This is a genomic window from Klebsiella sp. BIGb0132 (genome assembly GCF_024810075.1).
GTDB classification, from domain to species: Bacteria; Pseudomonadota; Gammaproteobacteria; order Enterobacterales; family Enterobacteriaceae; genus Klebsiella; species Klebsiella terrigena.
This window is the reverse complement of the sequence record NZ_JANUDW010000009.1, coordinates 32,319-43,810: the sequence shown is the minus strand read 5'-3', so window position 1 is coordinate 43,810 and position 11,492 is coordinate 32,319. Positions and strand designations below refer to the sequence as shown.

Annotated in this window: 9 protein-coding genes, 6 tRNA genes and 1 other RNA gene; 7 read left to right on the top strand and 9 right to left on the bottom strand. The window is 54.7% G+C overall.

Going from position 1 to position 11,492, the window contains the following annotated elements:
- Positions 1-9 precede the first annotated feature (9 nt).
- Positions 10-2,025 carry an NAD-dependent DNA ligase LigA gene (gene ligA, locus M2416_RS21230; protein WP_135184171.1) on the top strand — a complete coding sequence of 672 codons (2,016 nt, stop codon included), beginning with the start codon at positions 10-12 and terminating at the stop codon, positions 2,023-2,025.
- A gap of 1 nt (position 2,026) precedes the next feature.
- On the top strand, positions 2,027-2,245 hold the full coding sequence (locus M2416_RS21225; protein WP_041147715.1) for a DUF3820 family protein: 219 nt from the start codon (positions 2,027-2,029) through the stop codon (positions 2,243-2,245).
- Here M2416_RS21225 and M2416_RS21220 read toward each other — a convergent pair.
- Positions 2,242-3,240, bottom strand: a complete 999-nt coding sequence (locus tag M2416_RS21220; RefSeq protein WP_259226543.1) for a bile acid:sodium symporter family protein — start codon at positions 3,238-3,240, stop codon at positions 2,242-2,244. The two genes, M2416_RS21225 and M2416_RS21220, sit on opposite strands and share 4 nt — an antisense overlap.
- An 89-nt stretch (positions 3,241-3,329) precedes the next feature.
- Between M2416_RS21220 and M2416_RS21215 the strand changes: the two genes are divergently transcribed.
- A complete protein-coding gene (locus M2416_RS21215) occupies positions 3,330-4,256 on the top strand; it encodes a LysR family transcriptional regulator (RefSeq protein ID WP_041146643.1) in 927 nt (308 codons plus the stop codon).
- Between the two features lie 62 nt (positions 4,257-4,318).
- On the opposite strand, the gene M2416_RS21210 is transcribed toward M2416_RS21215, so the two are convergent.
- From M2416_RS21210 to M2416_RS21190, 5 genes are all read right to left on the bottom strand, one after another.
- Positions 4,319-4,455, bottom strand: a non-coding RNA gene (locus M2416_RS21210) — RtT sRNA.
- A gap of 31 nt (positions 4,456-4,486) precedes the next feature.
- Positions 4,487-4,562: transfer RNA gene (locus M2416_RS21205), tRNA-Lys, on the bottom strand.
- 4 nt (positions 4,563-4,566) lie between these two features.
- Positions 4,567-4,642: transfer RNA gene (locus M2416_RS21200), tRNA-Val, on the bottom strand.
- Positions 4,643-4,688: 46 nt separating this feature from the next.
- Positions 4,689-4,764 (bottom strand) — tRNA-Val (locus tag M2416_RS21195).
- A 44-nt stretch (positions 4,765-4,808) separates the two neighbouring features.
- Positions 4,809-4,884 (bottom strand) — tRNA-Val (locus M2416_RS21190).
- Between the two features lie 259 nt (positions 4,885-5,143).
- Between M2416_RS21190 and gltX the strand changes: the two genes are divergently transcribed.
- Complete coding sequence (gltX, locus tag M2416_RS21185) at positions 5,144-6,562, top strand: glutamate--tRNA ligase (protein ID WP_259226541.1); 1,419 nt, start codon at positions 5,144-5,146, stop codon at positions 6,560-6,562.
- 44 nt (positions 6,563-6,606) lie between these two features.
- Here the strand turns inward: gltX and M2416_RS21180 are convergent, their stop codons facing one another.
- Together M2416_RS21180 and M2416_RS21175 are read right to left on the bottom strand one after the other, a co-directional pair.
- The gene (locus tag M2416_RS21180; protein WP_076947760.1) at positions 6,607-7,008 is read right to left on the bottom strand and encodes a YfeC-like transcriptional regulator; all 402 of its coding nucleotides are present in this window, start codon (positions 7,006-7,008) and stop codon (positions 6,607-6,609) included.
- Positions 7,009-7,012: 4 nt separating this feature from the next.
- Entirely contained in the window at positions 7,013-7,366 is a 354-nt protein-coding gene (locus M2416_RS21175; RefSeq protein ID WP_076947696.1) for a YfeC-like transcriptional regulator, read from the bottom strand.
- A gap of 219 nt (positions 7,367-7,585) precedes the next feature.
- On the opposite strand from M2416_RS21175, the gene M2416_RS21170 reads away from it, so the two are divergent.
- From M2416_RS21170 to M2416_RS21160, 3 genes are all read left to right on the top strand, one after another.
- Positions 7,586-7,661: transfer RNA gene (locus M2416_RS21170), tRNA-Ala, on the top strand.
- Between the two features lie 40 nt (positions 7,662-7,701).
- Positions 7,702-7,777: transfer RNA gene (locus tag M2416_RS21165), tRNA-Ala, on the top strand.
- A gap of 208 nt (positions 7,778-7,985) precedes the next feature.
- On the top strand, positions 7,986-10,166 hold the full coding sequence (locus tag M2416_RS21160; RefSeq protein ID WP_123551801.1) for a sensor domain-containing phosphodiesterase: 2,181 nt from the start codon (positions 7,986-7,988) through the stop codon (positions 10,164-10,166).
- 41 nt (positions 10,167-10,207) lie between these two features.
- Here M2416_RS21160 and M2416_RS21155 read toward each other — a convergent pair whose 3' ends face one another.
- The gene (locus tag M2416_RS21155) at positions 10,208-11,410 is read right to left on the bottom strand and encodes a NupC/NupG family nucleoside CNT transporter (protein ID WP_041146639.1); all 1,203 of its coding nucleotides are present in this window, start codon (positions 11,408-11,410) and stop codon (positions 10,208-10,210) included.
- Between the last annotated feature and the right edge of the window lie 82 nt (positions 11,411-11,492).

The window sequence follows — 11,492 nt, the reverse complement described above, 5'->3', positions numbered from 1 at the left end:
TGGTGCGATATGGAACCGATCGAACAAAAACTGACTGAACTGCGAACCACGCTTCGCCATCATGAATATCTGTACCACGTTATGGATACCCCTGAAGTTCCCGATGCGGAATATGACCGGCTGATGCGCGAACTGCGCGAGCTGGAAGCCGAGCATCCCGAACTCATCGTCTCGGACTCGCCGACTCAGCGCGTGGGCGCGGCTCCGCTGGCCTCCTTCAGCCAGATTCGCCATGAAGTCCCGATGCTTTCGCTGGATAACGTCTTTGACGAAGAGAGCTTCCTCGCGTTTAACAAGCGCGTTCAGGACCGGCTGAAAAGCAGCGACGATCTGGTCTACTGCTGTGAGCTGAAGCTGGACGGACTGGCGGTGAGTATTCTCTACGAAAACGGCGTGCTGGTGCAGGCGGCAACGCGCGGCGACGGTACCACCGGCGAGGATATTACCTCTAATGTGAGGACGATTCGCGCGATCCCGCTGAAGCTGCGCGGTGACAATATTCCTGCGCGCCTGGAAGTGCGCGGCGAGGTGTTCCTGCCGCAGGCCGGGTTCGAAAAAATTAACGACGAGGCGCGTCGTAGCGGCGGCAAGGTCTTTGCTAACCCGCGCAATGCGGCCGCAGGCTCCCTGCGCCAGCTCGACCCGCGGATCACAGCGAAGCGACCGCTTACTTTCTTTTGCTACGGCGTGGGTGCGCTGGAAGGCGGCGAGCTGCCGGCGAGTCATTCCGGGCGTCTGCAGCAGTTTAAGGCCTGGGGATTGCCGGTTAGCGAGCGCGTAACGCTCTGCCGCACTCCAGAGGAAGTACTTACTTACTATCGTAAGGTTGAGGAGGACCGCCCGACGTTAGGCTTTGATATCGACGGCGTGGTCATCAAAGTAGATTCTCTGGCGCTTCAGGAGCAGCTCGGCTTTGTCGCCCGCGCCCCGCGCTGGGCCGTTGCCTTTAAGTTCCCCGCTCAGGAGCAGATGACCTTCGTGCGCGACGTGGAGTTCCAGGTTGGCCGTACCGGAGCTATCACGCCGGTGGCGCGCCTTGAGCCGGTCCATGTTGCCGGCGTGCTGGTGAGTAACGCCACGCTGCACAACGCCGATGAAATTGAACGCCTGGGTCTGCGAATCGGCGATAAGGTGGTGATCCGCCGCGCCGGGGACGTTATTCCTCAGGTGGTTAACGTTGTGCTCTCCGAACGTCCGGAAGATACGCGAGAAATCCTCTTCCCGACCCACTGCCCGGTCTGTCATTCAGACGTTGAGCGCGTGGAAGGCGAAGTGGTGACGCGCTGTACCGGCGGATTAATTTGCGGTGCGCAGCGTAAAGAGGCCTTAAAGCACTTCGTTTCCCGCCGCGCGTTAGACGTTGAAGGCATGGGCGACAAGATCATCGACCAGCTGGTTGAGAAAGAGTACGTGCATACGCCGGCCGACCTGTTCCGCTTAAGCCCGGGTAAGCTCACCGGCCTTGATCGTATGGGGCCAAAGTCGGCGCAAAACGTGGTCAATTCGCTGGAAAAATCGAAAGAGACCACCTTTGCCCGCTTCCTTTACGCGCTCGGCATTCGTGAGGTCGGCGAAGCAACGGCCGCGGGGCTGGCGGCGCATTTTGCGACGATTGAGGCACTCGAGCAGGCATCCATTGACGATCTGCAGAAGGTGCCGGACGTCGGTATTGTGGTGGCTACCCACGTGCGAAATTTCTTTGCTGAAGAGAGCAACCGAGAGGTTATCGCCCAGCTGCGCGCGGAGGGCGTCCGCTGGCCCGCGCCGGTGGTGGTCAATGCCGAAGAGATCGATAGCCCGTTTGCCGGCAAAACCGTGGTCCTCACCGGCAGCCTGAGCCTGCTGTCCCGTGATGATGCCAAGGCGCGGCTGGTGGCGTTAGGGGCGAAAGTGGCGGGCAGCGTATCAAAGAAAACCGATCTGGTGATTGCCGGGGAAGCTGCGGGGTCGAAGCTGGCTAAAGCGCAGGAGCTGGGTATTGCGGTGATCGATGAAGCCGAAATGCTGCGGCTGTTGGGAGATTAACGTGGATAAGGAACGGCTTATCGAGATTGCCAATACGGAAATGCCGTTTGGCAAATATAAAGGTCGTCGTTTGATTGACGTACCTGAAGAGTATTTGCTGTGGTTTGCCCGTAAGGAGCAGTTTCCCGCCGGGCATCTTGGCGAGCTGATGGCGTTAACCTTATTGATTAAAACTGAAGGGCTGACCCAGCTGGTTCAGCCCCTCAAGCAGCCGCGTTAAGCCTCTGGCGCGCTGGCGTTTTCACGCGCCAGCCGCTCTTCCGCCTGTCGTTTATAGCGTCGTGCCAGCACGGCGCACACCATCAGCTGGATCTGATGGAAAATCATCAGCGGCAGCACCATGATCCCCAGAATCGAGGTTGGAAAGAGAATATTGGCCATCGGGATCCCGTTTGCCAGGCTCTTTTTCGATCCGCAGAAGACAATGGTAATTTCATCCGCTTTATTGAAGCCGCATTTGCGCGCCACAAAGATGTTAATGGCGATAACGATGGCCAGCAGCACGATGCTGACGGCGACGATGAAAAGCAGCGAGCCTGGACCGACTTTATGCCAGATACCGTTCACCACCGCCTCACTAAACGCCGAGTAGACGACCAGCAGGATAGAGGTCTGGTCGGTTTTTGAAATCCATTTTTTATGCCGTGCCACCCATGCGCCAATCCACGGACGGGACAGATGACCGAGGACGAACGGCAGCAGAAGCTGCAGCATAATCTTGCCGACCTGCTCCAGGCTGCCGCCGGCGCCGTGCAGATTCATCAGTAGCCCGACCAGCAGCGGTGAAATGAAAATTCCCAGCAGGCTCGATGCCGAGGCTGAACATACGGCCGCCGCTACGTTTCCGCCAGCCAGCGAAGTGAAGGCGATCGCTGACTGTACGGTAGCGGGCAGAATGCAGAGATAAATAAAGCCGGTATAGAGCGATGGATCGACGTTTATCGGCGCCCACCACGCAAACAGCACCCCTAAAACGGGGAAGACGATAAAGGTGCTGCACATCACCCACAGATGCAAACGCCAGTGGCCGCCGCCGGAGATAATCGCCTCGCGGGAGAGCTTTGCGCCGTGCATAAAGAACAGCAGGGCGATAGCCGCGGTGGTGAGGTGCTCAAAGAAGGGGACAAATTCGCCGCGCGCCGGGAAAAAGGAGGCCAGCAGGACGACGGTAACCAGGGTAAGGGTAAATGGGTCAAGAATGCGGAAAAATTTCATAATCGCTCCTGAAAATCGATTTCGCTATTGTGCTTTTTTTAGTTTGAGAAATAAAATTGATTTATTGCATCTATTCATGAATAAAAAAGATGAATTATTCGCTGCGTCAGTTAAAGGTATTTGTCACCGTCGCCAGGGCGAGAAGCTTCAGCCGGGCAGGGGCGATGATTGGGCTCAGCCAGTCGGCGGTGAGCCATAGCGTTAAGGAGCTGGAGCATCAGACCGGCGTGCGGCTGCTCGACAGAACCACCCGAGAGGTGGTGCTGACGGAGGCGGGGCATCAGCTGGCGGGTCGGCTTGAGCGGCTGCTGGACGAGCTGAACAGTACGCTGCGCGACGCCGGACGCGTGGGCCAGCAGCTGACGGGAACCGTGCGGGTTGCCGCCAGCCAGACGATTTCCGCTCACCTCATCCCCCAGTGTATTGCCCACAGCAATCAGCGTTACCCGGAGATTGATTTTGTGCTCCACGATCGCCCTCAGCAGTGGGTTCTGGAGAGCATTCGGCAGGGAGAGGTGGATTTTGGCATTGTTATCGATCCCGGCGCCGCGACGGATTTGCAGTGTGAGACGGTCCTGTCTGAGCCGTTTTTGCTTTTATGTCGGGAGGATCATCCTTTTGCCGAAAGGGCATCGGTGAGCTGGCAGGATCTGCAGCACCAGCGGCTGGTATTGCAGGACTACGCCTCCGGCAGCCGGCCGCTGATTGACGCCGCGCTGGCGCGCTTTGGCATTGACGCCAATATTGTGCAGGAGATTGGGCATCCGGCGACGCTGTTTCCGATGGTGGAGTCAGGAATTGGTATCAGCATCCTACCGGCGCTGGCGCTACCGCTGCCTCAGGGCAGCCATTTGCGGGTTAAGCGGCTAACGCCGGTCGTTGAGCGTCAGCTGATGCTGGCGCAGCGCAAAAAACGCTCGCTTTCAACCGCCGCCCAGGCGCTGTGGGAGGTGGTGCGTGAAGAGGGGAATACGCTGACCGCAGGCAGAACCGAGGATCCGCTGTATCAGCGGTGAGGCGTTTGGCTCTCCAGGGGCGTGCGTGGTGTTCAGAAATAAAAGAAAAGTGAGGGGGTGAGCTGTGGGTCGTGCAGGATATCACTCGTCTCATCCTGAGACTCGCCCTACGGGTCGCCGCGAGCGGCGATGCAAAATCGTTCCCGACGATTTTGTCGAACCTGCGGCAGGTTCTCATCCAGCACGAATCGGAAATAGCAAAAAGGCGCCTTTAGGGCGCCTTTCTACATTGGTGGGTCGTGCAGGATTCGAACCTGCGACCAATTGATTAAAAGTCAACTGCTCTACCAACTGAGCTAACGACCCGAAGTGGTGGGTGATGACGGGATCGAACCGCCGACCCCCTCCTTGTAAGGGAGGTGCTCTCCCAGCTGAGCTAATCACCCACTTCGGTACTTCATTTTATTGCAAGAAATCCAGCTGGCGAGAAAGTGGTGGGTGATGACGGGATCGAACCGCCGACCCCCTCCTTGTAAGGGAGGTGCTCTCCCAGCTGAGCTAATCACCCACTTCTCAATTTCTTGCTACACGGCGGAGACTACGTAAAGTAGTTGGTGGGTGATGACGGGTTCGAACCGCCGACCCCCTCCTTGTAAGGGAGGTGCTCTCCCAGCTGAGCTAATCACCCCCGCTGTGTGGAGTCGCATTATAGGGAGAGTTGAAAATGAGTCAACGCCTTTTCTAAATAATTTGTTTGTTCGTCGTAAAATTAAACAAAACGATCGCGAAAGCATCCGCGACGCATGATTTATAAACAAAAATGGCAAAGCGTGACGTTCAGACGGGAACTACATTGAGGAATCAGCCTACGGTGTTAGAATATTCACCCATAAATACCAACAGACTCTGCCGGTTGTCGGCATCTTTATTAAACGTAAGGCCATTTCATGAAAATCAAAACTCGCTTCGCGCCCAGCCCGACAGGCTACCTGCACGTTGGCGGCGCGCGTACTGCTCTCTACTCCTGGCTTTTTGCCCGCAACAACAACGGTGAGTTTGTACTGCGTATTGAAGACACCGATCTCGAGCGCTCCACGCCGGAAGCAATCGAAGCCATTATGGATGGGATGAACTGGCTGAATCTGGAGTGGGACGAAGGTCCATATTTCCAGACTAAACGTTTTGACCGCTACAACGCCGTTATTGATGAAATGCTGGAAGCGGGCACGGCCTATAAATGCTACTGCTCTAAAGAGCGCCTCGACGCGCTGCGTGAAGAGCAGATGGCAAACGGCGAGAAACCTCGCTACGACGGTCGCTGCCGCCATGGTCACGAACATCATGCGGACAACGAACCGTGCGTGGTACGTTTTGCCAACCCGCAGGACGGTTCCGTTATTTTTGACGATCAGATCCGCGGACCGATTGAGTTCAGTAACCAGGAACTGGACGATCTGATCATTCGCCGCACCGACGGTTCTCCGACCTATAACTTCTGCGTTGTCGTGGATGACTGGGATATGGAGATCACCCACGTGATCCGTGGTGAAGACCATATCAACAACACCCCGCGTCAGATCAATATCCTTAAAGCATTGGACGCGCCGGTGCCGGTCTATGCGCACGTTTCGATGATCAACGGCGATGACGGTAAAAAGCTCTCTAAGCGCCACGGTGCGGTGAGCGTGATGCAGTATCGCGACGATGGCTACCTGCCTGAAGCGCTGCTGAACTACCTGGTACGTCTGGGCTGGTCCAGCGGCGATCAGGAGATCTTCACCCGTGAAGAGATGATTAAGCTCTTCTCCCTCGGTGCGGTCAGTAAATCCGCCAGCGCGTTTAACACCGAGAAGCTGCAGTGGCTGAACCATCACTACATTAACTCCCTGGCGCCGGAGTATGTGGCAACGCATCTGCAGTGGCATATCGAGCAGGAAAATATCGATACCCGTAACGGCCCGCAGCTGGCTGAGCTGGTGAAGCTGCTCGGCGAGCGTTGCAAAACGCTGAAGGAGATGGCGGCGAGCTGCCGTTATTTCTATGAAGAGTTTGCCGAGTTTGACGCCGACGCGGCGAAAAAACACCTGCGCCCGGTTGCGCGTCAGCCGCTGGAAGTGGTACGCGATAAGCTGGCTGCGGTGACCGACTGGACGGCAGAAAACGTTCACCACGCTATTCAGGCGACGGCGGATGAGCTGGAAGTTGGGATGGGGAAAGTTGGGATGCCGCTGCGCGTTGCGGTAACCGGCGCTGGACAATCTCCGGCCCTCGACGTGACCGTTCATGCGATTGGTAAATCCCGCAGCGTAGAACGCATCAACAAAGCGCTGGCGTTTATTGCTGAACGCGAAAGCCAGCAGGCCTGAGCATCATAAGCTACGTATAACGGCAGGCACTCCTGCCGTTTTTTTTACTCTTTTGACCGCTCGCCGCTAATTCCCAGACGCGATAAAAATCCGCTGATGCCCTCTCTTGCAAGAAAGTCCCGCAAATGCTGCTGTTCTTCCGGCGTCATGAGATGAAGCGTCTCGGCAATTTGTCGCCAGATAGCTCCGGCATCGTTAATAAAGTAGTGGCCAGGCGGTTCTGCCAGCTGATAATCGGCAATCAGGTGCCGCAGCGCGGGAATATTTGTCAGAAAATCGAGCACCGGCCTGTCGATAACGATGAGACGGGCGCGCCCACCTTTGACGCCGGGAATGGCCTCCGTACGCCACTTCTGCTCTCTGACCCAGCGGTTGATCGTTTGTCTGGCAAGGCCGAGACATTCCGCAAGCTCTGCCGGGGTCATCTTATCTTTTAATTTCATCATCATGTTACTGGTCGCGAATGTCCAGGCGCTGGAGTAAACCGCTGATACCTTCACGCAGCAGAAGCGACATCAGCTTTTTCTGTTCGCCGGGGGTCATCTCTTTGCTCAGCGTAAGCAGCAGCGGTTCAAGGTCGTTTTCTACGCTGGCGTAGGAGGGCGGCGTTTCAGCCACGCGCTGTGCGCTGCGAATAAAATCGCGCACCTGCTCGTTGACGTGTACGAGGCGAGCTTTGCCTCCCTGCACGCCGGGTCGGGGGGATGTTTGCCATCCTTCTTTGCGCACCCATTTATTGATTGTCTGCCGGCTGAAGCCGGTGAGATGGGCGATTTCTTCAGGTGTCATTCGTTCCTTGAGCATACTATTTCCTGAGTAAAGATGTGGGAATTAGTTGTTCATGTTATAGCATCCTTTTAGATGAAAGAGTGACATGTTTAACTTCTCCCTGCGATAAGCTTCGCAATGTCAGCTATTTGCCTGCTTTTTCAGCGATCAAATTCAGAGGGGTGATTTTGCCGTTGACACCTGACGAAGGAATTCATATTATGCCGCCCGTCAACACGACACGTTTTATGTTACGGGGCTATAGCTCAGCTGGGAGAGCGCTTGCATGGCATGCAAGAGGTCAGCGGTTCGATCCCGCTTAGCTCCACCAAATCCTGTTCCCATCAGGTTTGGTTGTAAAACGTACTGTTGGGGCTATAGCTCAGCTGGGAGAGCGCTTGCATGGCATGCAAGAGGTCAGCGGTTCGATCCCGCTTAGCTCCACCAAATTCGAAACCCTCGCTTCGGCGGGGGTTTTTTGTTTTCTCCTTCGCCAATGTAAAGCACTTTGTGCTTACGTCAGAAAACCTACTGCTAGTAGAATGAAAGGTAATTTAAGAATTTTCCCTGGCTTATTACCTTGCCTGCCATAATTAACCAACATAGTATTTATATATTAAATATAATTCCGGTGCGGGACCTTTAATTAACAATAATGACAGGTAAATTTAACATTAATATCAGAAGATCTTTACTCGCGCTGATCGTTTGTTTAATTACGATTCCATTAGCCAGGTTTATTTCACCTCAGGCATTGATTGACGGCAACCAAATTTTCCTCGCCTGGCTACCGCTAAGTATGATGTACGCGGTCATCTTTATATTTGGCCGCTATGCGGTCGGCCCGCTGATTATTGCCTTTGCTATCACTAACGCCTGGATAATCCCTCTGACGATACCGCAGGCGGCAATTTTATTATTCTGTCAGCTATTCTCGGTGCTGGCGTCGTGCGCCGTTGTCCGCATGCTGCTCGGTAAGACGTGGCGCAGCGGGCTCACCACAAAGCGGATGGGCATCAGAATCTTTTGGGGCGGATTTTTTGCCCCCATATTAATGAAAGTCACCATGTATCTGGCGGGAGTGTTTTTTTCTTTCCCACTGGTTATATCGAGTTATTTCAAAGGCATGCCGGCAATTTATACCATTATTGATATTCAGAGTTTGATTTGCGCGGCGTTAATTTTTACGACCTTCTTTTATTATCCGTTGCGGATGATTATCAGTCCGCGTTTTGCCAGCACATTCTGGCTTCGACATTGTCAACCGTGGCTTACGCGCGAGCGTCGGGTATTTACGCTGTACTGGTTTATGGCGCTCGCAGCAATATTAGCGGTACTTTGTGCACCTTATAACTCTGTTTTTATTGCAGGTTATTTAGTCCCGCTTATTTTTATTCTCTATTTTATTGGTATTAGCCGCCTGGGCCATGTGCTGATCCGTATTTCATGGTCCGTTTCAGCATTCTTGCTGGTTGCCTATAATCAAAATTTCCTGCAGGGCGTAAAGACTGAATACGCCTTATCATTCGTGCTCTCGGTACTCATCTCATTCACCATCTGCTTGTTTTATATGCTGGATATTTACGCTCAGAACGAAAGAATCAAGCTCAGATGGCGGGATCAGGCGCAGGAGGACCCGCTGACCGGATTACCTAATCTGCGTGCGCTGGAGTGCCATTTACGCCGCAATCCTCAGGTCGCCATCAGCAGCCTGCGAATTGATAATCTGGACTTCCTCAGCCGCCATTACGGCATGATGATGCGCGTGCACTGCAAGCGGCAGGTAGCCGGTAAGGTGCAGCCGCTGCTGGGGGCGGGAGATAAAATATTTCAGCTACCCGGCAGCGAGCTGCTGCTGGTGCTGTGCGGGCCGGAACCCGAGGCGCGGCTAGGCCACATCGTGGCGATACTCAACCACAATAAATTTAGCTGGAATAACCAGACGCTGGATCTGGAGTTTGGCGCATCGTGGGGCCGACATCACGGCGTCGAGGCCGAGCTTCATCCAATGCTGGGCCAGCTGAGCTGGCTTTCGGAGCAGGCCGGCGCAGCGCAGCGGGTGCTGGCGCTGGACGCGACGCAGGGGCAGGTTTCCGATCAGACCAGCGAGCAGGTGCGCATGCTGACCCGGGTGAAGCAGGCGCTCAGCAAACGCGATCTCGTGCTGTATGCCCAGCCGATCCAGAACGCGGCGGGGGAGGGCTATTACGAAGTGCTTACGCGGATGCAGTGCGGAGAAACCGTCATTACGCCGGACCGCTTTATTCCGCTCATCGTGCAGTTCAACCTGAGCCAGCGTTTCGACATGCTGGTACTGGAAACGTTGTTCAGCACCCTGCATCGTCATCCGGGCCAGCACTTCTCCGTTAATCTTCTGCCCTACACGCTGATGCAGCGCGACAGCGCGGCGCAGATTATTGCGTTGTTCAGACGCTATAACCTCCAGGCCGAAGCGATCACCCTCGAAATTACCGAAGAGCAGGCCTTCTGCGATGAGCAAACCAGCCTCCACAACATCCAGCAGCTGCGGGATTTTGGCTGCGCCATTGCTATCGATGACTTTGGTACCGGCTATGCGAACTATGAGCGCCTGAAGCGGCTCCAGGCGGATATCGTGAAGATTGACGGCTGCTTCGTGCGCGACGTGGAAACCGACCCTCTGGATGCGATCATTATCAAATCCATCATCGAGATGGCGAGAGTGAAAAACCTGACGGTTGTGGCGGAGTACGTGGAAACGCAAGAGCAGAAGGCGCGGCTGCTGGCGCTAGGCGTTGACTATTTGCAGGGCTACCTGATCGGCAAGCCGCGGCCGCTCGAGGAACTACGGGCGTAAAAAAGCCGGGACTCGCCCGGCTTTTGCACAACCTTAAGAAATTACAGTACCAACGCGGCGATAGACGCTGAGAGCACGCTCACCAGGGTCGAGCCGTAAACCAGCTTCAGGCCAAAGCGGGAAACAACGTTACCCTGTTCTTCGTTCAGGCCTTTAATCGCCCCGGCAATAATCCCGATTGAAGAGAAGTTGGCGAAGGAGACCAGGAAGATGGAGATAATGCCTTCCGCACGCGGAGAGAGCGTGCTGGCAATTTTCTGCAGATCCATCATCGCCACGAATTCGTTTGAAACCAGTTTAGTCGCCATGATACTGCCGACCTGCAGCGCTTCACCTGCCGGTACGCCCATCACCCATGCAACCGGGTAGAAGATGTAGCCGAGGATACCCTGGAAGGAGATGCTGTAACCGAACCAGCCGGTAACGGTCGCGAACAGGGCGTTCAGCGCAGAGATTAACGCGATGAAGCCAATCAGCATCGCCGCAACGATAATCGCCACTTTAAAGCCTGCCAGGATGTACTCACCCAGCATTTCAAAGAAGCTCTGACCTTCATGCAGGTTCGACATCTGCAGGTTTTCTTCGCTTTCATCAACGCGGTAAGGGTTAATCAGCGACAGGACGATAAAGGTGCTGAACATGTTCAGAACCAGCGCCGCCACGACGTACTTCGGCTGCAGCATGGTCATGTATGCGCCGACGATGGACATGGAAACGGTGGACATCGCGGTTGCCGCCATGGTGTACATGCGGTTACGCGACATTTTGCCGAGGATATCTTTATACGCGATAAAGTTTTCCGACTGGCCCAGAATCAGCGAGCTGACGGCGTTGAATGATTCCAGCTTACCCATGCCGTTGATTTTGGAGAGCACGGTACCGATCGCGCGAATGACGATAGGCAGGATGCGGATATGCTGCAAAATACCGATCAGCGCAGAGATGAAGACGATTGGGCACAGAACCTTGAGGAAGAAGAAGGCGAGGCCTTTATCGTTCATATTGCCGAAGACGAAGTTGGTCCCTTCGTTAGCAAAGCCGAGAAGTTTTTCGAACATCTCGGAGAATCCTTTCACGAAACCGAGACCGATATCGGAGTTCAGGAAGAACCATGCCAGCAGGACTTCAATGACAAGCAATTGAATAACATAACGAATACGAATCTGCTTACGGTTGTGGCTGACCAAAAGGGCCAAAATAGCCACCACGACGATCGCGAGAATAAAGTGCAGGACGCGGTCCATATTTGCTCCAAATATGAGGCAGGTTAAATTTCTGTGCACATTCTATGTAACAAGCCCAAAGAAAACGAGATCAAATCCACAC

What these genes read in the sequence shown, in the direction of transcription:
- ligA (WP_135184171.1), top strand. Translation starts at nt 10, where the DNA reads ATGGAACCGATCGAACAAAAACTGACTGAACTGCGAACCACGCTTCGC.
- M2416_RS21220 (WP_259226543.1), bottom strand. Translation starts at nt 3,240, where the DNA reads ATGAAATTTTTCCGCATTCTTGACCCATTTACCCTTACCCTGGTTACC.
- M2416_RS21215 (WP_041146643.1), top strand. Translation starts at nt 3,330, where the DNA reads ATGAATTATTCGCTGCGTCAGTTAAAGGTATTTGTCACCGTCGCCAGG.
- gltX (WP_259226541.1), top strand. Translation starts at nt 5,144, where the DNA reads ATGAAAATCAAAACTCGCTTCGCGCCCAGCCCGACAGGCTACCTGCAC.
- M2416_RS21180 (WP_076947760.1), bottom strand. Translation starts at nt 7,008, where the DNA reads ATGATGAAATTAAAAGATAAGATGACCCCGGCAGAGCTTGCGGAATGT.
- M2416_RS21175 (WP_076947696.1), bottom strand. Translation starts at nt 7,366, where the DNA reads ATGCTCAAGGAACGAATGACACCTGAAGAAATCGCCCATCTCACCGGC.
- M2416_RS21160 (WP_123551801.1), top strand. Translation starts at nt 7,986, where the DNA reads ATGACAGGTAAATTTAACATTAATATCAGAAGATCTTTACTCGCGCTG.
- M2416_RS21155 (WP_041146639.1), bottom strand. Translation starts at nt 11,410, where the DNA reads ATGGACCGCGTCCTGCACTTTATTCTCGCGATCGTCGTGGTGGCTATT.